Here is a 21222-nt window from a genome sequence, read left to right as displayed (position 1 = left end):
CGACATGCTCTGGTATCTGCTGCTGATCGGCGCCGTGGTGGTGGAGCGCGTCGCGGAACTGGTCGTGTCGCAACGTCATCTGGCCTGGAGCCGCGAGCGGGGTGGCACCGAGTTCGGGGCCGGCCACTATCCCGCGATGGTGGTGCTGCACGTCGGACTGCTGGTGGGCTGCGTGGTGGAGCCGCTGGTCGCGGACCGGCCGTTCCTCCCGGCACTCGGCTGGCCGATGCTGGCCCTCGTGGTCGCCGCCCAGGTGCTGCGGTGGTGGTGCATCACAACGCTTGGCCCGCAATGGAATACGCGGGTGGTGATCATCCCCGGCGCGTCGCGCGTGGTGGGTGGACCGTATCGGTGGATCCCGCATCCGAACTACGTGGCGGTCGTGGTGGAGGGTGTCGCGCTGCCGCTGGTGCACACCGCGTGGGTGACCGCGCTGGTGTTCACCGCTCTCAATGCGCTGTTGTTGCGCACCAGGATCGGCGTCGAGAACGATGCGCTCGCGAGCCTGAGGTGATCGACCTCCTGGTGGTCGGTGGCGGCCCCGCCGGGCTGGCCACCGCGCTCTACGCCCGACGGGCGGGCCTCGACGTCACCGTCGTCGAGCGCCGCCACGGTGCCATCGACAAGGCCTGCGGGGAGGGCATGATGCCCCACACCCTGGCGCACCTCGACACCCTCGGGGTGGCGCCGGAGGGCAGACCCTTGCGCGGCATCCGCTACCTGGATGGCGCCCGACGCGTGGAGGCCCCGTTCCGCGCCGGCGCCGGCCTCGGCGTGCGTCGCACGGTCCTCAGTACGGCGCTGCAGAAGGCTGCCGACGAGGCGGGCGTGCGCGTCGTCGAGGCCACTGTCGGCCGCGTGCAGCAGGACGCGTCGTCGGTCCGCACGGGCGGACTGCAGGCTCGCTACCTCGCGGCGGCCGACGGCCTGCACTCGCCGATCCGGCGTTCGCTGGGTCTGGAAAGGCCGGGCCGAGGCCCGCGCCGGTGGGGCATTCGCCGCCACGTCCAGATCGCCCCGTGGACGGATTCGGTGGAGGTGCACTGGGCGCCCGGTGCCGAGGCCTACGTCACGCCCGTCGCCGAGGACTGCGTCGGCATCGCGATCCTCGGTTCCACCCGCGGCGGCTTCGACCGTCACCTCGAGGAGTTCCCCGAACTGGCAGCCCGGGTGCACGGTCACGCGCACGGCCAGGACCGCGCCGCGGGCCCGTTGCGGCAGAACGTCAGCAGCCGGACCGCGGGGCGCGTGCTCTTGGTCGGTGACGCAGCGGGTTACGTCGACGCACTGACCGGGGAGGGCATGGGCCTGGCGTTCGGCGCCGCGGAGCTGCTCGTCGACTCCATCGTCACCGGACGGCCCGGGGACTACGACCGCCGGTGGCGCCGGGCCACCCGCAGGTATCGCCTCCTCACCGCGGGTCTGGTGCGGGCCGGTGCCCACGCCGGGTTGCGGGCCCGGATCGTGCCTGCGGCAACGGTTCTGCCGGGTGTGTTCGCTGCGGCGGTCAATCAGCTCGCGTACTGAGCAGCCGACCCACCCCCGGCGCGACGCAACCGTCCCCACCTTGGCAGACTGTGGCCATGGCACAGATAACCCTGCGTGGAAATCCCATCAACACCGTCGGCGAGCTTCCCGCCGTCGGATCGCCTGCCCCGGCGTTCACCCTCACCGGTACCGACCTCGGCACCGTCACCAGTGAGGACTACCGCGGAAAGGCCTTGCTGCTCAACATCTTTCCCTCGGTGGACACGCCGGTGTGCGCGACGAGCGTGCGTACCTTCAACGAGCGCGTCGCCGACAGCGGTGTCGCGGTGCTGTGCGTGTCGAACGATCTGCCGTTCGCGCAGAACCGGTTCTGCGGCGCCGAGGGCATCGACAACGTCAAGCCGGCGTCGGCCTTCCGCGACACCTTCGGCGCGGACTACGGCATCACCATCACCGACGGCCCGATGGCCGGGCTGCTGGGCCGCGCCGTCGTCGTCATCGGCACCGACGGCAACGTCGCCTACTCCGAGCTGGTTCCCGAGATCGCCGAGGAGCCGGACTACGACGCCGCGCTCGCCGCGCTGCGCTAACCGCTAGGCCGACGCGCCGGCGAGGGCCTTGCGGTCCTCGTCGGCGAACGTCTCCTCGAGGTGCAGCGGCGAGTAGTCCAGGTCGATCTCCTCGACCGCCCTGCCCCTGGCGCTGCCGATGGTGCCGAAGCGCCGCATGCCCTTGTCGGAGGCGTACTGCATGAACTCGTCCATCTCGAGGCCGAACGGGATCTCGTCGTAGAGCGCGAACCCCTCCTGCGTGTTGCTCAGCGCCAGCGGGATCAGGTCGTTCATGCGCGTCTCGAACACCGCCCAGTTGGCGTCGTCGGCCGCCACGTGCCGCCGGCAGGTGAACGTGCCCCACGCCATGTGGCGGCGTTCGTCGTCACCGATGCGGCGCACCAGCTCCTGCATGCCGGGCAGGATGTCGCGGCTCACGCAAATCTTGTGCCACGCATAGTATCCCGTGAGCGCCATCATGCCCTCGATGACGTGGTTGTACGTCGCCGACGCGGCGACCTGGGCCGCCGGCGACGGGTCGGTCGTCAGCCGCTCGAGCGACTCGGGTAGCTCCTCGTAGAAGATCTGGCGGTAGGCGGGCAGGTCGTCGAGGTAGTGGTGCAGGTCCTCGGTGACCCCCACGGCGTCGAGCCACAGGCGGAACACCTGGGTGTGCTTGGCCTCCTCGAACGCGAATTGGGTCAGGTACATCTCGTCGCCCAGGCGCCCCTCGGCCCGCATCGCCGACATGAACGGCTGGATGTCCTCGGTGACCGCCTCCTCACCGGCGATGAACTCGGCGCACAGCCGGGTCGCCCAGTCGCGCTCGACCTCCGTCAGCGACTGCCAATCCTCGCGGTCCCTGCTGAAGTCGATGTCGGCGGGATCCCAGAACTTCGCGTTCCCGCCGGCAAAGAGCTTCAGCGGCAAGCTATTCCAGTTGAGTCCACCCTGCCGAAGCGATCCGAGCCCGGTGCGTGTCATGGTGCCGTCCTCCTGCGGTGACGTCGGTGACGGGCCCGTCGGGCCCCTACCCCCATCGTGCTCCGCGACGGTGTCGGCGGGGACCGGAATCGGCGATCCGGTCGCGGCCTCAGACCGGCCACGCCTCGCGACGGTGGGCCGCGTCGAAGAACATCCACTCGTAGCGCGACGTCGTGACGAAGTGCGCCCGGGCGGAGGCCTCCTGCGCCGGGCTGAGCGTGGCCCCGAGGCGGTCGGTCAGGTCGAGCACCTGGCCGACGGTGGCCGCGAAGTCCTCCCCGCCGTAGCTGTCGATCCACCGCTGAAACCGCGGATCGGGCGACCCCTCGGCGAGCAGCGCGGCACCGACCCTGGCGTAGATCCAGTAGCAGGGCAGGACCGCGGCCAACCCGTCGGCGAAGCTGCCGGCGAGCGTCGTGGCCAGCAGGTAGCTGCAGTAGGCCTGCGTCGTGGGGGCGACCGGGGTGGCGTCGACCGCGCCGGGGTCCAGGCCGAGGGCGGGCAGCAGCGATCCGTGCAGGGCGAGTTCGACGTCGTACACCTCGGCCGCGTGCCGGGCGAACATCGCGGTGTCCGCCAGCGTGGGCGCCTTGGCGCCGACGATCGCCAGCGCCCGGGCGTAGTCGCGGAGGTAGTGGACGTCCTGGGCGACGTAGTGCGCGAAGACCTCGGGTTCGAGGCTGCCGTCGGTCAGCCCGGTCACGAACGGATGCTCGAGGATCGCCGCGAAGATCGTCTCGACGTCGTCCCACAACCGAGCCGACCAGGTTCCCGAGCGTGCGTCCATGGCCATGCAACCTACCGGTCGGCGGGCGTCACCGTTCGGTCACGGTATGGCGGCTCATTGGCGTTGAGCCACGCGGCAATTGGGATTGCGGGCATCCCGAGCGGTAGAAGTGACGTGTTCGATCGAAGAGAGAGGGATGGACGATGCGACGCATCTACGCCGTGATGATCAGCCTGGCTTTGCTGGCGGTGACGCCGGGCGTGGCCAACGCCGATCCGTTCACGCGGCCGGCGCGCAACCAGCAGGCCATCGACTTCGTGATCTCGCGCGCGCTGTCCCAGCGCGGTGTTCCGTTCTCCTACGGCGGCGGTGACGCCAACGGCCCCAGCCTCGGCAGCGGTGCGACGAATGACGACCTCACCACCGAGCAGCGCGCCAACGTGCCGGGCACCGACCCGGCCACCGGTTTCGGCACCGTCCCCGGTGCGCCCCTGCTCGGTGTGCTGCCGGCGCCGGCGCCGGCGCCCCGCGTCGTCGGGTTCGACGCCTCGGGCCTCATCGTCTACGCCTTCGCGGGCGCCGGCATCAAGATGCCGCGCTCGTCGGGCGACCAGTACCGGGCGGCCCAGAAGATCGCCCCCAGCCAGGCCCTGCCTGGCGACCTGATCTTCTACGGCCCGGACGGCGCGCAGAGCGTCGCACTGTTCCTCGGCAACGGGCAGATGCTGGAGGCGACCGACCCGGTCGTGAAGGTTTCGCCGGTGCGCACCAACGGCATGACGCCCTACCTCGGCCGCATCATCGCCTGACCAGCAATGGCCGACCTGCTGAACCGCCAGATCGTCCTGCGACGGCGACCGACGGGTCTGGTTCGGCCCGACGACACCGAACTCGTCGTCACGCCGGCGCCCCGGCCCGGTGACGGCGAGGCGCTGGTGCGGACGACCTACGTCGGCATCGATGCCGCGGCCAGGACCTGGCTCGACGATCAGCCGGGATACCTGCCGCCCGTCGGACTCGGCGAGGTCGTCAGGGCGGCGGGCATCGGCGAGGTCGTGGAGTCCCGGTGCCCCGCCTACGCCGTCGGCGACGTGGTCACCACGCTGTCCGGGTTCCAGGAGTACGTCATCGTCCGCGACGACCTGTTCTGCACGCCCGTGACCGGAATGGCCGAGATCGACCAGCCCGCGGTCATGTCCATCTACGGCCCGACCGGGGCCACCGCCTACTTCGGGATGAACGACGTCGGGCGGCCGCAGGCGGGGGAGACCGTCGTGGTCTCGGCCGCCGCGGGTGCGACCGGTTCGGTGGCGGGTCAGATCGCGAAGATCGCCGGTGCCAGGGTGGTGGGCATCGCCGGCGGGCCGGACAAGTGCCGCGCCGTGGTCGAGGACTTCGGGTTCGACGCGTGCATCGACTACCGGGAGGGCGACGTGGGCGCCGCGCTCAAGGCCCACTGCCCGCGCGGGGTCGACGTGTACTTCGACAACGTCGGCGGTCCGATCCTCGACGCCGTGCTGGGGCGGCTGGCGTCCAAAGCCAGGGTCGTGCTGTGCGGCGTCATCTCCAGCTACCTGACCGGTGAGCATCCCGGGCCGGCCAACTACGTCAACCTGCTCGCCAGGACCGCCACGATGCAGGGGTTCAACGCCCTCGACGAGTGGGGTCGGTTCGACGAGGCCTTCGCCGCGCTGCGGGCCTGGGAGGCGCGCGGTCTGCTGGTGCACCGCGAGACGATCTATGACGGAATCGAATCGTGCGTCGATGCGCTCAACGGCCTGTTCACGGGGGCCAACATCGGCAAGATGCTCGTCAGGATCGCGGCGCCGAGCTCTGGCTGAACGGCCGTGATCCGTTGCGCCGCATAGACTGCCGACATGGCTCGCGGTGCTCGGCAGGACTTCGTCGCTCCCACCGGTCTGCTGCGGATCGAGGATTGTCTCGATGCCGAGGGCAACGTCGAGATGCCCCCGGACGTCACGCTGTCGTCGCTGATCGACCGCAACATCACCTTCGTCGGCGACGCGGTCGCCTACCGCTATCTGGACTACGCCGGCGCCGACGACGGCCGGGTCGTCGAGCTGACGTGGGCCCAGCTCGGCGTCCGGATGCGGGCCATCGGCGCACGCCTGCAGCAGCTGGTGTCCCGCGGTGATCGCGTGGCGATCCTCGCGCCGCAGGGCCTCGACTACGTCGCGGCCTTCTACGCCGCCATCCGGACGGGCACCGTTGCCGTGCCGCTTTTCGCGCCGGAGTTGCCCGGTCACGCCGAGCGGCTCGACACCGCGTTGCGCGACTCCCGGCCCGCCGTCGTGCTGGTGACCGCGGCGGCCACCGAGGCGGTCGAGGCCTTCCTGGACACCCTGCCCCCCGAGCTGCGCCCGCGCCTCCTCGTCGTCGACGACATCCCGGATGCCGCGCACGTCGACTTCGTTCCCGTCGAGGTCGACGTCGACGACGTCTCGCACCTGCAGTACACCTCGGGGTCGACCCGTCCGCCCGTCGGCGTCGAGATCACCCACCGGGCGGTCGGGACCAACCTGATCCAGATGATCCTCTCCATCGACCTGTTGGACCGAAACACCCACGGCGTCAGCTGGTTACCGCTCTACCACGACATGGGGCTGTCGATGATCGGCTTTCCCGCGGTGTACGGCGGCCACTCCACGCTGATGTCGCCGACGGCGTTCATCCGCCGTCCGGAACGCTGGATCCGCGCGCTGTCAGAGGGCTCGAGCCACGGTCGCGTCGTCACGGCCGCCCCGAACTTCGCCTACGAGTGGACGGCGCAGCGGGGACGTCCGGCGCCGGGGGCCGACGTCGACCTGAGCCACGTGGTGCTCATCATCGGGTCGGAGCCGGTCAGCGTCGAGGCCATCACCGCCTTCCACGAGGCCTTCGCGCCGTACGGTTTGCCCGCGACCGCGATCAAGCCCTCCTACGGCATCGCCGAGGCCACGCTGTTCGTCGCGACCACCGCGCCGACGGCGGCGCCCGCGGTGACGTACTTCGACCGCGACGAGCTCGCCGCCGGGCGGGCGGTTCCCGTCCCGGCCGACGCCCCGGGCGCGGTGGCGCAGGTCTCCTCCGGTCAGGTCGCACGCAGCCTGTGGGCCGCGGTCGTAGATCCCGACACCGGCGACGAGCTTCCCGACGGCCGGGTGGGGGAGATGTGGTTGCACGGCGACAACGTCGGGCGCGGTTACTGGGGGCAGCCCGAGGAGACCGCCCGCACGTTCGGCGCCACGCTGCGGTCCCGACTGACCGACGGCAGCCATGCGGCCGGTCCACCGATCGACGGAAGATGGCTGCGCACAGGCGATCTCGGGGTCTACCTCGACGGCGAGCTATACGTCACCGGCCGCATCGTCGACCGCATCGAGGTGGACGGCCGCCACGTCTACCCGCAGGACGTGGAGGCGACGACCGCCGATGCCTCACCCGCCGTACGACGGGGATACGTGGCAGCCTTCACCATTCCCGCGCCCGATGGCCGCGACGTTGGCGGCGAACGGCTGGTGATCATCGCCGAGCGGGCGGCCCGCTCGCACCGCGGTGACCCCGCGGCCGCGCTGGCGGCGATCAGGACGGCCGTGGCCGAGCGGCACGCGCTGGCGGTGCACGACGTGCGTCTGCTCCCCGCGGGCGCCATTCCGCGGACCACCAGCGGCAAGCTCGCGCGCCGGGCCTGTCGCGCGCAATACCTTGCCGGCCAATGGGATTGACCCGTCAGCCCAGCAGCTTCATCTCGACCAGGCGCTGCGGCAGGGTGTCGACGAGGTCGGCGAGGACGGCTGGCTCGTCCTGCATCGTGGCCGACAGGGCGGTCAGCAGCGCATCGCGATCGCGGCTGCCGTCCAGCAGCGGTACCAGGTGGCCATCGACCGGTGACAACTCCACCGTCTCGTGCCAGACGTTGAACGTGCGGGCTGCGCCATCCCGCTCGCGGGTCAGCTCCGCCATCCGGCGCACGCGCTCGTCGAGTCGAAAAGCGCCAGAAGCGCTTTCGGGTATCACCGGAGTCAGCCGGAAATTGGCCACGCCCTGCGTGATCAACACCCCCACCAGGTTGTCGAGGTGGCCCGCGAGTTGGTCGCTGGGAGTCAGTCCGGCGGACACCAGCCGCCCGTGCACGGCGTCGAACAGCTCCTGTCGCGACAGGGTCCAGGGCCAACGCGCACTGAACGCGTCCATCGCGGCCTTGACCCCGGGATCATTCGTGAACAAGGTCGCATCGGAGACGACGTACTCCTGACGCGAATGGTCGAGCACCGTCGGCTCGGCGGCCGGCGGCACCCACGCCGCCACGTGAAGAGGCCGGTACCGGCCGGGGTCCGGCTGATGGCTGATGCGTGGCGTGGCGTCGGCGTGGACGAACAGCGTCTCCCGGAACATGCGGTTGAGGACGAAGTCGAGGTACTGCTCGATCAGGACCTGAACGCCGCCGCACTTGGCGTCGAGGAAGTCCTTCACCGTGGGACCGAAGTTGCCGGGGAACATGGTCTCGACGTGGGCCTCCGCCAGGTACGTCAGACCGTGCGCGCCCGCTCGGCCGATCATCTCGTAGAAGTAGCACGGGGCGTTGAACGCGGCCAGCTCGTCGTGCAGGAGGTAGGAGTCGGCGAACCCGAGGGCGTGGTCCTTGGCGACGGCGACGACCTTGGCCAGCACGCTGTCCGCGGGCGCCGCGGCTTCGAGGAAGTCGGCCATCGCGCGGGCCTCGCGGGCCTTGTCCTGCGGGGTGGTGTGCGCCCCGCTGGCGAGCAGCATGGCGTCGCGCAGGGTCTCCTTGGACTTCCAGCCCGGGTAGGTGTTGTAGCTGACGTAGGCGACACCAGTGGGCGTCAGCGTCGAGCGGATGGCCGCGAGGAGCGCGTCCTGCACCTGCGGCGGCACCCAGCTGTAGACACCGTGGGCGATGACGAAGTCGAACCGACCGAGCGCCGCGAGATCGAGCCGTGCGACGTCACCGGCGATGAGCTCGAGGTTGTCGACACCGACGGCGCGGGCCTGGGTCCGGCCCTGCTCGATCTGCACCTCTGACAGATCGATCCCGACCACCCGGGCCTGCGGATGCGTCGCGGCGAAGGGGATGAGGTTTCCCCCGGCGGCACAACCGATCTCGAGGACGCGCGCACGGGCGACCTCGGGTGCGGGCAGTCCGAACAGGTGCGCGATCGCCGCAAGCTTGCCCGGCGCCGACTGCGGAAATGAATTCGAGGTGTACGGCGTCTTGTCGTAGTCCGAACGCAGGGCGTCGACTGCGTTCGTCTGATCCGCTCGCTGAATCAACGTCTGCCCCTTGATCGTTCACCAGACCGCTCTGGCCCCCGTCATTCGATCACAGCATGGCGGGGGGAACGTCACATGGGTCGATCAGATTTGTCCGTGCCGGGGCGGTTCGGTGCCCGACAGCGCGTACCGGCCGAGGTGCTGCACCTTCCACCGGGTCGCGTCGTGCAGGGTGTGGGTGCGGGCATCGCGCCAGTGCCGGGACAGGTTTGCGGCCGCCGATGCGCTGCGGGTGCCGCCGAGTTCGAAGAGCGCGTTGGCCGCCTCCAGGGCCGCCCGCACCGCGGCGACCTTCGCGATCGCCACCGCGACCGAAGCTCGTGCCGCCGTGTCCGCGGTCAGGTCGGCGCGCGCGGCGTCCACCCGCGCGGCGGCCTCGGCGAGCAGGGCCTGGGCTCCGCGCACCGTGACCAGCAGCTCACCGGCCACCTGGATCAGGGTCGGGTCCTCGGCCGCGCTCGCCACGCCCGCCTCGAAGTGGGGCCTGGCCTTGGCGGCCTGCCGGACGCCCTCGGCGAATGCGCCCGTCGCGATGCCGACGTCGATCGCGGCGTGCAGCAGTTGGGCGTTGGCGCCGTAGACGGTGGGGCCGGCGAAGATCGGGGTGAACGGCACGACGTGCGCGGCAGGCACCCGCACGTCCTGCAGGGTGACGGTGCCGGACGCCGTGGTGCGCTGCCCCATGCCGTCCCAGTCGTCGACGATCTCGAGGCCGTCGACGTCGCGCGGCACGAAGGCCACCGCCTTGGGGGTGGCCGCGGTAGGAGTGGTCCCCGAGCCGTCCGACAGGGACGCGCGGACGATCACCCAGTCCGCGAACAACGCTCCCGTGCAATAGAACTTGCGACCGGACAGGACGAAGTCGCCCGTGGCGTCCGGGGTCAGGGTGGTGGCGTCCACGTCGACCGGGTGCGGTCCCCGTTCGGTCTGGGCGTTGGCGAAGAGCGCGCCCTGGCACACCAAGCCGTAGAAGAAGGAGCGCTGCCCGGGGGTGCCCTGCAGCCGCAGAGCCTCCAGAAAGGTGAAGTGCGACTGGGGAATCTGCGCCAGCGATGGGTCGGCGTCGGCCAGCACGCGGAACACCTCGGCCACCACGGTCGCGGGCGCGTCGACGCCGCCGTGCTCGCGGGGGACGGTCAGCGCCAGCAGCCCGGACTCCTTGAGCGCCTTCACCTGGTCGTGGGGAAGCTCGCGGGCCGCGTCCCTGGCGCCGGCCTGCGCACCGACGTCCTCGGCGAGTCGTTGCGCCACCGCCACGGCCGCGGCGGTGGCGATCACCGCGCGGAGCCGACGAACGGAATCGACGCGGGCGCCGCGTCGAGGCGTCCGGCGTCGAAGAGGCCGCGCTCGCGCAGGATCGGCACGACGCCCTCGCCGAACCAGAACAGCTCCTCGAGGTGGGGATAGCCGGAGAAGATGAACTCGTCGATCCCGACCTCGGCGTACTCGGCGATGCGGTCGGCGACGTCGGTGTGGCTGCCGACCAGGGCGGTGCCCGCCCCGCCGCGCACGAGTCCGACACCGGCCCACAGGTTGGGCGCAACCTCGAGACTGCGCGCATTGCTCCAGGAGCCGTCGGCCCGGTTCGCCTCGTGCAGGGCGCGCATCCGCCGCTGTCCCTCGGACTGGCTGCGGCTCAGCCCCGCCTGGGCCGCCGCGACGGTGTCCTCGTCGAGCGCGCCGATGAGCCTGTCGGCCTGCGCCCACGCCTCGTCGGTGGTGTCGCGCGAGATGGTGTGCAGGCGAATGCCGAAACGGACGGTGCGGCCCTCGTCGGCAGCTTCCTTGCGGATCCACTCGACCTTCTCGCGCACGGCCTCCGGGGGTTCGCCCCAGGTGAGGTACACGTCGGCGTGGCGCGCCGCGACGGGGCCGGCGGCGGCCGAGCTGCCGCCGAAGTACAACGGCGGCACGGGGTTCGGCAGCGTCGCCAGCGACGCCTCCTCGACCGTGATGTGCGTGCCGTCCTTCGTGACGGTCTCGCCGGCCCACAGGCGGCGCACGACGTCGAGGAACTCGTCGCACCTCTCGTAGCGGGCGTCCTTGTCCAGATGGTCGCCGAAGGCGCGCTGCTCGTGGGCTTCACCCCCGACGACGACGTTGAGCAGGATGCGGCCCGGCGCGTGCCGCGCGAAGGTGGCCGCCATCTGTGCCGACAGGGTCGGGCTGACCAGACCGGGACGGAACGCGACGAGGAAGGCCAGCGAGGTGGTTTCGCGCGCGAGCAGAGCCGCGGTGACGAAGGCGTCCTCGCACCACGCGCCGGTCGGTATCAGAGCGCCGGTGAACCCGAACGTCTCGGCGGCCCTGACGATCGAGGCGAGGTAGTCGATGGAGGCGTCGCGGTCGCTGTGCGCGGCGCCGGCCGGGGTGCCGTGGCCGCCACCCACGATGTGGCGGCTGTCGCCGTAGGTGGGCAGGAACCAATGGAGTTTCACGGTCACGTGCTGTCGCTCCTATCTGGTGGCCGTCGGCTGCGAGGCTACCGAAGCCGGGCTCGACGGCACGGTGGATGGCCGCTCGATGATGGTCGACGACGGACCGCCGACCCGGTACCGCGCACCGCGGTGTTCCTCCGGCAGCCGGTCGCCGCGTCCGAAGAGCTTGTGGCGCAACGATCCTGGCGCATACTCGGCCTGGTAGGCACCACGCGCGGTCAGCACCGGCACGACGTGGTCGATGAAGTCGGCGAAGGTGCCGGGGGTGACGGCGTACGCCAGGTTGAACCCGTCGACGTCGGTCTCGTCGACCCACTCCTGCAGGACGTCGGCCACGCGTTCGCCGGAGCCGACGACGAGCGGTCCGATGCCGCCGATCGTGCCCCAGTCGGCGATGTCCCGCACGGCCCACTCGCCGCCGTCGGGGTCGGCGGACTGGAACGCCCTGACCGCGGAGAGGATGGCGTTCGAGTCCACGTTGCCGATCGGTTCGTCGAGTCCGTAGCGGGCGAGGTCGACGCCCATCCAGCCGGACATGAACACCAGCGCTCCCTCGGGGTCACCGTAGGACAGGTAGTCGGCGTGCTTGGCGCGCGCCTCGTCGTCGGTGGCCGCGGTGATGACCGTGGTGAGGTTGAAGATCTTGGCGGCGTACGGATCTCGGCCCGCCAGTTCGAGCTCGCGGCGGATGGTGGACACCGTCTCGGCCAGGATGGCCTTCGTGGGGGCGGCGGTGAAGATGGCCTCGGCGTTCTCGGCGGCGAACCGCACCCCGCGCGGGGACGCTCCGGCCTGGAAGATCACCGGGGTGCGCTGCGGTGACGGCTCGGACAGATGGATCCCCGGCACGGTGAAATGCGTTCCGGCATGGCCGATGTGGTGCACCTTGGCGGGGTCGGTGAAGACGCCGCGCTCGCGGTCGCGGATGACCGCGTCGTCTTCCCAGGACCCTTCCCACAGCTTGTAGAGCACCTCGAGGTACTCGTCGGCGTGATCGTAGCGGGCGTCGTGGGCGGGCTGGTCGGTCTGACCCATGTTGCGCGCGGCCGCGGGCAGGTAGCCGGTCACGACGTTCCAGCCGACCCGGCCGTTGGTGAGGTGGTCGAGTGTGGAGATGCGGCGGGCGAACGGATACGGATGCTCGAATCCGGTGCCGGTCGTGATGCCGAAGCCGAGGTGCTCGGTCACCAGTGCCATCGCGGACACCAGCAGCAGGGGATCGTTGACGGGTACCTGAGCCGCCTGCCGGATGGCGGCTTCGTCGCTGGCGCCGTACACGTCGTAGGTGCCGAGGACGTCGGCGATGAACAGGCCGTCGAAGCGCCCGCGCTCGAGCAACGTCGCCAGCTCGACCCAGTAGGACAGCGTCCGGTAGCGGGCGGACTGATCCTCGGGGTGGCGCCAGAGGCCGGGGGATTGGTGGGCGACGCAATTCATGTCGAAGGCGTTGACGCGGATCGTTCGGGTCACTGCCGGAAGTCTTGCCGCCCCGTCGCCGCGGGTCACCGCTTTGCGTCAGCGCGATTCGAACCGAGAACGCCAAAGGGGCGGTGAACCGTCGTGCGGTCCACCGCCCCCGTTGGGCGATGTTCGATCGTCGTCAGATGCGGGCTGCTAGACGCAGAACGGTCCCAGGCAGACGCCGCCGTTGGGCTCCCAGCCGCCGTTCCAGCCACCGGGGAACGGTCCGCCGCCGTAGCCACCGTAGTAAGGCGGCGGGGGCGGGGGAGGCGGGCCCCAACCGACGGGTCCGGGACCACCCCAGCCGGGTCCACCCGGATGCGGGTGACCCCAGTCGACGGGGATGGGAGCCTGGCCGGGAGCGGCGCTGGCGATCCCCGTGCTGAGGCCGAGTGCGCCGGCGGCCAGGCCACCGGCGATTGCCACGCTGGCCAAGAGCTTTGCAGGTTTCATGTCTCTCATCGTCCTTTCGTATCGGACGGCAGGCCACCTGTCGTCGGAGATACCGTCATTGGCTGGCTCGGGGTCGATCCAGTCGCTGACATGAGAACTATATTGGTTAGCGAAATTAAGTAGCAGCTGTGTAAGACCTCAGCATCGGCTATTCATCGGAGCCCCCGGCGACGGCCTCAGTCCCGCGGAACCGCCGCTCGGCGCGTCCGTGCAGGTGGCGGCGGTGGCGCGGGGGTCACCGAGGGGGCCTTCACCAGGGTGTCGGTGGTGCCGACCAGGTGTTGCAGCATGGTGTCGGCGGCCTGCGTCGGCTCCCGTGCGCGAATGGCCTCGAAGATGAGCTCGTGCTGGGCGAGTGACTTCGCGGGCTGCCCGCTCCTGGTCAGCGACGTCTCCGACGTGCGGTCGAGTGACTCCCGCAGGCCGGAGAGCAACCGGATCAGGATCGGATTGTGCGAGGCCTGGGCCACTCCGAGATGAAACTGCCGGTCGCCGTCGAGACCGGGCTCGCCCTCGGCGATCTCGGCGCCCATGGTCTTGAGGGCGCGCTTGAGCTTGCGTAGATCGCCTGCCGTGGCGCGCGTCGCCGCCAGCCGCGCGCACTGGGTCTCCAACGCTTGGCGGGTCTCCCAGATGTAGGGATGGTCGATGTGGGTCTCGACGAGTTCGGCGGCCAGGGTGTCGATCAGGTCCTCCGGACGCCGCAGCAGATAGATGCCGTCGCCGTGCCGGACCTCCACCATGCCCTGGATCCGCAGGGCGGTGATGGCCTCCCTGATCGAGGAGCGCCCCACCGAGAGTTGTTGTGCCAGTTCGCGTTCGGTCATCAATCGAGCCCCCGGCTGCAGGCCGTTGACGTCCACGAACTCGCGCAGTCGCTCGCCCACCTGCTCGTAGAGCGGTCGCCGATCCACGGGCCGCATCTGCGGCCTCTGGTCCGCGGTCGCCACGCGTTGCTCCTCCGGCTCGTAGAGAATTGACTCGCTGGCAGTGACCTGGTGGTCTGACCGCCATCTTGCCAGACGTCGGGGTCGCGGACGGGTCAGTCCGAGGGGCGTCCGCCCTCGATGAAGGCGACCGTCGGCCACCGCGTTCGGTCGACGGTCGTGTGGAAGACGTCCGGACGGCTGTAGTGGCCCGTGGGGTCGAAGGTCGACCGCTCGGCGGCGACGGCGGCCAGGTCGAGGTCCGCCACGAGGAGGCCTTCCCGCCCGCAGACCGGGTCGATGATCCACGCGCCGTCGGGGCCCGCGATGGCCGAGCCGCCGTTGAACGGCATCTCGGTCGACGCGGCGCGCAACTCCTCGGCGAGCGGAAAGTCGTCCGGAATGTCGCTGCGCGCGATGATTCCGCCCACCGCCAGGCTGAAGACCCGGCCCTCCTTGGCGATGAATCTGGTGATGTCCGAGGTCAATTCGTGCGAACCCGGCCACGCGCCGACGTGGAGGTGCTCGCCTTGCGCGTAGAGCGCCTGGCGGGCCTGCGGCATCCAGTTCTCCCAGCAGTTCAGTGCGCCGATGCGGGCCGCTCCGACGGGGTGCACCCGCAGCCCGGCGCCGTCGCCGTTGCCCCAGACCAGTCGCTCGTCGTAGGTCGGGACCAGCTTGCGGTGATGGCCGACCAGGCCCGCCGACGGATCGATGGTCAGGAGTGACGCGTACGCCGTCCCGCCCACCCTCTCCGTGACACCGACGACCAGCTCCACGCCGCAGTCGTGCGACAGCTCTTCGAGCCTGCGGTGCTCGCTGCCGCCGATCTCCACCGCATTGGCGAGATAGTAGGCGTAGCACGCCTTTTGGGTGGGCTCGTCGAAGCGTGCGCCGTTCGTGCGCGGCAGCCAGAACGGATATCCCGACAGGTAGGTCTCCGGGAACGCGACGACCCGGCACCCCGCGCCGGCCGCCACTTCGGTCGCGGCGACCACCCGGTCCATCCGGGCGTCCACGTCCAACCACGGGCCGCCGAGTTGCGCGGCCGCGACGGTCAACCGCTGGGTGGGATCGAGATGCGGCAGTCGGTGTTCGGCGATCACGCCGACGGTGAACGGCGCGGAGACGTTCACGTCAGTAGACCTCGAAGTACTCGCGCTGCTCCCAGTCGGTGACGGCGGCATGAAACCGGCTGACCTCGTGTCGCTTGATCATGCTGAGGTAGTCGACGAACGCATCGCCGAACTCCCGCCGGAACAGCGCGCTGTCGGAGAAGTGCTCGATCGCGGCCTCGAGACTGTGCGGCAGCGTCGGCGCATCGACGAGGTACGGCTCGTCGGCCGAGGGCCCCGGATCGACCTGCCGGCGCAGACCGTCGCGGCCCGCCGCGATCTGAGACGCCAGATAGAGGTAGGGATTCGCGGCCGGCTCGCCGACCCGGTTCTCGAGATCGGTGTTGGCGTCACCGCGGGCGCCGGCGACGCGGATCATCGCTCCGCGGTTCTCCTCGGCCCACGCCACCCGATCCGGGGCGAAGGAGTCGGGCCGAAAACGCTTGTAGCCGTTGATCGTCGGATTCGTCAGCACGGAACTGGCGAAGGCGTGTTCGAGCAGCCCGCCCATGTAGTGCTTGGCGGTGTCGGACAGCAGCTCCCCATCGGCTCCGGCGAAGCAGTTGACCTCCTGCGCACTGCTCAGCGATTGGTGCAGGTGCCAGCCACTGGAGAACGCGTTCGCCAGCGCGGGGCGGGACATGAAGGTGGCGTGGTAGCCGTGGCGACGGCACAGCTGTTTGATCGCGCTGCGCACCAGGATGGTGCAGTCCGCCGCCCCGAGGCCGGGCAGCGGCTCGAAGGTGAACTCGCACTGACCCGGGCCCCACTCGTCCTCGACCGTCGACAGGGGCAGACCGAGGGCGACGACGTTGTCCCGCAGGATGCTCAGGATGCCGTCGATCTCGTCACCGCGGTTCTCGGTGAGGTACTGAAAGCCGTGCGAGACCGCCATGACCTCGGGCGGGGTCGGCGGATGACCGGAGTCCTCGAAGGACAGCTTCGGATCCACCAGCCGGGTGACGTAGAACTCCAACTCGACGCCCGCGACGTAGCCGTAGCCGTCGCCCTCGAGCGCGTCGAGTTGGGCCTGAAGGACGCCGCGGGTGTCGAAGGGCACCCTCTCGCCGGTGCGGTAGTGCAGGTTGGACAGGATCCAGCCGGTCCTGTCCAGCCACGGCAGGATCGTGAACGTGCCGGGGTCGGGGACCAGCACGCCGTCCGGCAGGCCCGTCATCCGGGGGTCGCCGAGTGCATTCGCGCCGAAGGGCGGGACCACCGGGTTGTTGGTCGTGTCGAAGATCAGCGTTGCGGTCTGAAAGTCCTTGCCGTTCTTCATGACCGAGACGAAGTGGTCGACCTCCAGGGTCTTGCCGCGCAGTATTCCGTGCTGATCGCCCCAGCTGATCCTGACCTGGCGCAGGTCTCGTTCGCGCACCTGCGCGATGACCTCGTCCGCAGCGTCGCGTTGTGCTGGCGACCACAGCTGATGGCGTTCGATGAACGGTGTGCTCAACACGGCTCCCTGAGTGTCGGTGACCTGGTGGTCTGACCAATGTAACCCACCACCGTCTCGGTCGCATGACGTTCCTGGTCTCCGGGGCGATGCCAATCCACTTGCGCCGAGCGCTTTCCCAGGGCCCGCACGAACCCGTGGCGTCATTTCGATCAGGTCGATTCATAGCCTGTGCGGTCGCTGCCAGCAGACCTATCGTCGTGACGTCTGAACCCCAGGCGCCATGGCCGAGCGCGCCTCGAGACACCCCGACCGCGTTGGCGAACGACCGCGAGTGCACGCGAACGTTCACCCTGCGAGGAATCGAGTACCCATGATCGAGATCGAGAACCTGACGAAACGGTTCGGTGACCGCACCGTCCTCGACGACGTCTCCCTGTCGGTGGCGGGCGGCGAGATCCTCGCCGTCGTGGGTGCCAGCGGAGCGGGGAAGACCACGCTGTCACGGTGCGTCAGCTTCCTGGAGCGGCCCACCAGCGGCACGGTGCGGGTCGACGGCAAGGACTTCACCAGGCTCGAGGGCGCCGAGCTGTTGGCCGCGCGCCGCAGCGTCGGCGTCATCTTCCAGACCGCGCCGCTGCTGCGCCGCCGGACCGTCGCCCAGAACGTGGCGCTCCCGCTGGAGTACCTGGGCGCGACCGACGCCTCCGTGCAGCGGCGGGTGGCCTCGCTGCTGGACCGGGTCGGGCTCGCCGACCGCCGCGACGACCTGCCCCGTCAGCTCTCCGGAGGGCAGCGGCAGCGGGTCGGCATCGCCCGTGCGCTGGCCCTGGGACCGTCCTACCTGCTGTCCGACGAGGCCACCTCGGGCCTGGACCCCGCCACCACGAAGGCAATCCTCAAGCTGCTCAGCCATCTTCGCGACGAACTGGGCCTCGCGATCATCCTGATCACCCACGAGATGGAGGTCGTCAGGGAGATCGCCGACTCGGTCGCCCGCATCGACGGCGGCCGCATCGTCGAAGCCGGCCCCGTCGGCGACGTCATCCTCGACCCGTCCTCCGCGCTGGCCCGCGAGCTGCTTCCGGACCGGCCGCGCGCACCGTTCCACGGCGCTGGCGAGATCTGGGAGGTGTCCTACGCGTCCCGCGAGGTGCCGCTGGACTGGCTCACGTCGATTCACACGGTGCCCGGCATCGCGAACACGTCGGTGAGCGTGCTGAGTGCGAGCGTCGAGGCCATTCGCGGGGTCGCGGTCGGACGCGCGGTGCTCGCGATCTCCCCGGGGGCGCCGGCCGGGTTCGACCGCCATCTCCGGGATCGCGGCCTGCATGCGACGACGTCGCCCGCCACGTCCGAGGGAGCGGCCGCGTGATCCTCGCTGCCGCAGAGGACTTCAGCACGCCGTGGCGCGAGGTGCCCGATCTGCTGCTGCCCGCCTACGGCCAGACCTGGGTGATGGTCGGCGTCACCATGGCCCTCGTCCTGATCATCGGAACGCCCGTCGGCATCACCCTGCACAACACCTCGGTGCTGGGCCTGTATCCCGACCCGCGAGTGTTCCTGGTGCTCAACACGATCGTCAACATCGGGCGCTCGCTGCCGTTCCTGATCTTGATGACGGCGATCATCCCGGTCACCAGGTTCCTGGTCGGCACCACCATCGGCATCTCCGCGGCGATCGTGCCCATGACGACGGCGGGCGTGCCGTTCTTCGCGCGCCTGGTGCAGAACGCCCTGCGCGACGTGCGGTCCGACGTCATCGACATGGGTCAGGTGTCCGGTGGCACCAGTCTGCAGGTGATCCGCACGGTGCAACTGTCGGAGGCGCTACCGGCGTTGGCCGGAGCCTTGACGGTCAACGTGATCGCCATGATCGAGTACTCCGCGATCGCCGGCTCGATCGGCGCCGGTGGTGTCGGCAATCTCGCCATCACCTACGGCTACAACCGGTTCGACCACAACATCATGATCGCCACGGTCATCGCGCTGATCGTCACGATCCAGATCGTCCAATTCGCCGGTGACCGCCTGGTCAAGGCACTCACCCGTTGACCCACCCCGAGAGCAAGGACCCCCCGTGACCGACCTGACCAATCCGCCCACCGACGACGTCATCGAACTCAAGACGAAGAAGCGGTGGCCTCGGGGCGCCAAGATCGCCGCCGCCGTGGTGCTCGTCGCCGCGATCGCCGGCGGCGTCACCTACGCCAAGGTGTCCCACGAGGACAAGCCCTTCGGCACCACCCTCACGGTGGCGACCTGGAGCACCGACGTCGCGGCCGAGCGGCTGCTGAAGTTCGTCAACGATCAGGTGGCCCCCGCGCACGGCGTCACGATCGATCCGGTCAAGATCGACAACATCATCGAGATCAACCGCGCCGTCGACGCAGGCACCATCGCAGGCAACTTCTTCGAGCACCAGCCCTTCCTCAACGACGCGATCGCGGCCAACGGGTTCAAGCTCACCCTCGCCGCGCCGACCTTCACCTGGGATCAGGCGACCTATTCGGACAAGTACCGGAGTTGGGCTCAGGTACCCGACGGTGCGAAGATCGCGCTGCGCGACGATCCCGCCGGCCAAGCCATCGCGCTGCTGGACCTGGCGTATGACAAGCAGATCACCCTCAAGCCGGGCAAGGACACCCTCGCCGGTCTTCCGCAGTTGTCCGACATCGCGACGAACCCGAAGGGCTACCGGTTCGTCCAGGTGCCGATCGGTCAGCTGGCGCGCAGTCTGCCCGACGTGGACGCCATCGTCGTGCACATCTCCGACGTGTACTCCGCGGGCCTCACCGAGAATCAGATCATCGCGCGCGAACCCGCCCCGAAGGGCAGTGAGGGCGGCCTCGTCGTCAGCGACCGCCATCTCGCAGATCCCAACGTGCAGAAGCTGATCGAGACCTTCAAGGACCCCAAGATCGCGCAGTTCCTCAAGACCACGGACGATCAGTTGATCCGCAACACGCTCGGTCCGCTGACGTGAGCCGAAAGCCGTTGTACTACAGCGCCTTCGTGATGAACACCGCATCGCACGTCCTGCACGGGCTGTGGCGGGCACCCGAAGCGCACAACCACCGGTTCAACTCGCTGCGGCATTGGACCTCGGTGGCCGCCGAGGTCGACGCGGCGGGTTATGACCTCATCTTCTTCGCCGACGTGTTCGGACTGCGGGCGCCGTGGAACGGCAACTGGCGCAAGGCGGTCGAGGGCGGCATCCAGATCCCCGTCAACGATCCCTCGGTGCTCGCCTCCGCGCTGGCGGCGGCGACGCAGCACCTCGGCATCGTGTTCACCAGCTCGATCGTGCAGGACCACCCGTTCAACTTCGCCCGCCGGATGTCGTCGCTGGACCACTACACCGACGGCCGCCTCGGCTGGAACATCGTGACGAGCTTCAACGCCAACGTGTTTCGCAGCTTCGGCCACGAGGGGACGCTCGACCACGACCAGCGCTACGAGTGGGCCTACGAGTACGTCGACGCCGCCTACAAGCTGTGGGAGGGCTCCTGGGACGACGGCGGTCTGGTGCAGGACAAGGAGTCCGGGATCCACGCCGATCCGTCGAAGATCCACAAGATCAACCACGTCGGGGCCCGGTACTCGGTGGAGGGCCCGCACTTCGTCGCCCCGTCGCCGCAGCGCTCGCCCGTGCTCTTTCAGGCGGGGTCTTCGCCTGCGGGACAACTGTTCTCGGCGCGCAACGCCGAGGGTGTCTACATCAGCAGCCCGAGCCCGGCCGACGCGTACGCGTTGACCACCGAGACCCGAGCGCTGGCCGCCGAGAACGGCCGCGATCCCGGGGACGTCACCTTCGCCCAGGGCCTGTCCTTCATCATCGGTGACACCCATGCCGAGGCCGTGCGGCGCAACGACGAACTGAAGCGCTATCTCGATCTGGAGGGCATTGCGCTGCACGCCCTCGGCGACGCGGGCATCGACGCGGGCAGCCTGCCGCTGGACACCCCGATCAGCGCGCTCGGCGAGTTCACCGGCGTCAAGAGTTATCTTCGGTGGGCGGCCGAGGTCTCGGGCCACGAGGAGCCGACGATCCGTGACATGGCGTGGGTGATGGAGGGCGCCAACCGCGTCGTAGGCACCGCCGAGGAGATCGCGGACCGCCTCGAGGAGTGGCGCGAAGCCGGTGTCGACGGCATCAACGTCTACCACGCCACCGTGCCGGGATCGTTCCGAGAGGTCGCCGACCGACTGTTCCCGACGCTGCGCGAGCGTGGTCTGATCGCGACCGACAAGTCAGGAACGTTGCGGCACAAGCTCTTCGGACGTGGTGACCGTCTGCCCGATTCTCACCCCGCCGCGGCCCATCGCGGCGCGTTCGCCGACAACGACCTTCTCAACGGGGTCGAACGGGTGAGTACCGTCGGCTGAAC

General features: G+C 69.7%; 20 protein-coding genes. 10 read left to right on the top strand and 10 right to left on the bottom strand.

Features of this window, described 5'->3' with window-relative positions:
- The first annotated feature begins 4 nt into the window (after window positions 1–4).
- The 3 genes from G6N60_RS14455 to tpx are packed head-to-tail and all read left to right on the top strand — an operon-like array spanning window position 5 to window position 2078.
- Window positions 5–514 (top strand): isoprenylcysteine carboxyl methyltransferase family protein, encoded by a 510-nt coding sequence (locus G6N60_RS14455; protein ID WP_163743970.1) that lies wholly within the window; start codon window positions 5–7, stop codon window positions 512–514.
- Entirely contained in the window at window positions 511–1527 is a 1017-nt protein-coding gene (locus G6N60_RS14450) for an NAD(P)/FAD-dependent oxidoreductase (RefSeq protein WP_163738322.1), read from the top strand. Before G6N60_RS14455 ends, G6N60_RS14450 begins: the two co-directional genes overlap by 4 nt.
- A gap of 56 nt (window positions 1528–1583) precedes the next feature.
- Complete coding sequence (tpx, locus tag G6N60_RS14445) at window positions 1584–2078, top strand: thiol peroxidase (RefSeq protein WP_163738319.1); 495 nt, start codon at window positions 1584–1586, stop codon at window positions 2076–2078.
- Between the two features lie 3 nt (window positions 2079–2081).
- Here the strand turns inward: tpx and G6N60_RS14440 are convergent, their stop codons facing one another.
- A complete protein-coding gene (locus G6N60_RS14440) occupies window positions 2082–3023 on the bottom strand; it encodes a R2-like ligand-binding oxidase (protein WP_163738316.1) in 942 nt (313 codons plus the stop codon).
- Between the two features lie 109 nt (window positions 3024–3132).
- Window positions 3133–3816 carry a thiaminase II gene (gene tenA, locus G6N60_RS14435; protein WP_372510931.1) on the bottom strand — a complete coding sequence of 228 codons (684 nt, stop codon included), beginning with the start codon at window positions 3814–3816 and terminating at the stop codon, window positions 3133–3135.
- 137 nt (window positions 3817–3953) lie between these two features.
- Between tenA and ripD the strand changes: the two genes are divergently transcribed.
- The 3 genes from ripD to G6N60_RS14420 are packed head-to-tail and all read left to right on the top strand — an operon-like array spanning window position 3954 to window position 7475.
- Window positions 3954–4559 (top strand): NlpC/P60 family peptidoglycan-binding protein RipD, encoded by a 606-nt coding sequence (gene ripD, locus G6N60_RS14430; RefSeq protein ID WP_163738310.1) that lies wholly within the window; start codon window positions 3954–3956, stop codon window positions 4557–4559.
- Window positions 4560–4565: 6 nt separating this feature from the next.
- A complete protein-coding gene (locus G6N60_RS14425; protein ID WP_163738306.1) occupies window positions 4566–5591 on the top strand; it encodes an NADP-dependent oxidoreductase in 1026 nt (341 codons plus the stop codon).
- 36 nt (window positions 5592–5627) lie between these two features.
- Window positions 5628–7475, top strand: a complete 1848-nt coding sequence (locus G6N60_RS14420) for a fatty acyl-AMP ligase (protein WP_163738303.1) — start codon at window positions 5628–5630, stop codon at window positions 7473–7475.
- Window positions 7476–7479: 4 nt separating this feature from the next.
- Here G6N60_RS14420 and G6N60_RS14415 read toward each other — a convergent pair whose 3' ends face one another.
- From G6N60_RS14415 to G6N60_RS14380, 8 genes are all read right to left on the bottom strand, one after another.
- Window positions 7480–9042, bottom strand: coding sequence for a class I SAM-dependent methyltransferase (locus G6N60_RS14415; protein WP_163738300.1), 1563 nt, complete (start codon window positions 9040–9042; stop codon window positions 7480–7482).
- Between the two features lie 84 nt (window positions 9043–9126).
- Window positions 9127–10320: an SfnB family sulfur acquisition oxidoreductase gene (locus G6N60_RS14410; RefSeq protein WP_163738297.1), complete on the bottom strand. Its 1194-nt coding sequence runs from the start codon at window positions 10318–10320 to the stop codon at window positions 9127–9129.
- Window positions 10317–11486 carry an LLM class flavin-dependent oxidoreductase gene (locus tag G6N60_RS14405; RefSeq protein WP_163738294.1) on the bottom strand — a complete coding sequence of 390 codons (1170 nt, stop codon included), beginning with the start codon at window positions 11484–11486 and terminating at the stop codon, window positions 10317–10319. Before G6N60_RS14405 ends, G6N60_RS14410 begins: the two co-directional genes overlap by 4 nt.
- A 12-nt stretch (window positions 11487–11498) precedes the next feature.
- Entirely contained in the window at window positions 11499–12950 is a 1452-nt protein-coding gene (locus tag G6N60_RS14400) for an LLM class flavin-dependent oxidoreductase (protein ID WP_163738291.1), read from the bottom strand.
- Between the two features lie 144 nt (window positions 12951–13094).
- Window positions 13095–13394, bottom strand: coding sequence for a hypothetical protein (locus tag G6N60_RS14395; protein ID WP_163730770.1), 300 nt, complete (start codon window positions 13392–13394; stop codon window positions 13095–13097).
- Window positions 13395–13570: 176 nt separating this feature from the next.
- Complete coding sequence (locus tag G6N60_RS14390) at window positions 13571–14344, bottom strand: FadR/GntR family transcriptional regulator (protein WP_246240699.1); 774 nt, start codon at window positions 14342–14344, stop codon at window positions 13571–13573.
- Between the two features lie 92 nt (window positions 14345–14436).
- A complete protein-coding gene (locus G6N60_RS14385; protein WP_246240697.1) occupies window positions 14437–15456 on the bottom strand; it encodes a carbon-nitrogen hydrolase family protein in 1020 nt (339 codons plus the stop codon).
- Window position 15457: 1 nt separating this feature from the next.
- Window positions 15458–16894, bottom strand: a complete 1437-nt coding sequence (locus tag G6N60_RS14380; protein ID WP_246240694.1) for a glutamine synthetase family protein — start codon at window positions 16892–16894, stop codon at window positions 15458–15460.
- A 310-nt stretch (window positions 16895–17204) separates the two neighbouring features.
- Between G6N60_RS14380 and G6N60_RS14375 the strand changes: the two genes are divergently transcribed.
- From G6N60_RS14375 to G6N60_RS14360, 4 genes are read left to right on the top strand one after another with little or no spacing between them, the layout of a single operon-like run.
- The gene (locus tag G6N60_RS14375; RefSeq protein WP_163738281.1) at window positions 17205–18206 is read left to right on the top strand and encodes a methionine ABC transporter ATP-binding protein; all 1002 of its coding nucleotides are present in this window, start codon (window positions 17205–17207) and stop codon (window positions 18204–18206) included.
- Window positions 18203–18886 (top strand): methionine ABC transporter permease, encoded by a 684-nt coding sequence (locus G6N60_RS14370; protein WP_163738277.1) that lies wholly within the window; start codon window positions 18203–18205, stop codon window positions 18884–18886. Before G6N60_RS14375 ends, G6N60_RS14370 begins: the two co-directional genes overlap by 4 nt.
- 25 nt (window positions 18887–18911) lie before the next feature.
- Window positions 18912–19817: a MetQ/NlpA family ABC transporter substrate-binding protein gene (locus G6N60_RS14365; protein WP_163738274.1), complete on the top strand. Its 906-nt coding sequence runs from the start codon at window positions 18912–18914 to the stop codon at window positions 19815–19817.
- The gene (locus G6N60_RS14360; RefSeq protein WP_246240692.1) at window positions 19814–21220 is read left to right on the top strand and encodes an NtaA/DmoA family FMN-dependent monooxygenase; all 1407 of its coding nucleotides are present in this window, start codon (window positions 19814–19816) and stop codon (window positions 21218–21220) included. The genes G6N60_RS14365 and G6N60_RS14360 overlap by 4 nt, the downstream gene beginning before the upstream one ends.
- The last annotated feature ends 2 nt before the right edge of the window (window positions 21221–21222 follow it).

Origin of the sequence: Mycolicibacterium madagascariense (assembly GCF_010729665.1) — a bacterium.
Lineage (GTDB): Bacteria > Actinomycetota > Actinomycetes > Mycobacteriales > Mycobacteriaceae > Mycobacterium > Mycobacterium madagascariense.
The sequence above is the reverse complement of the archived record's forward strand: the minus strand, read 5'-3'. Positions and strand labels throughout refer to the sequence as shown.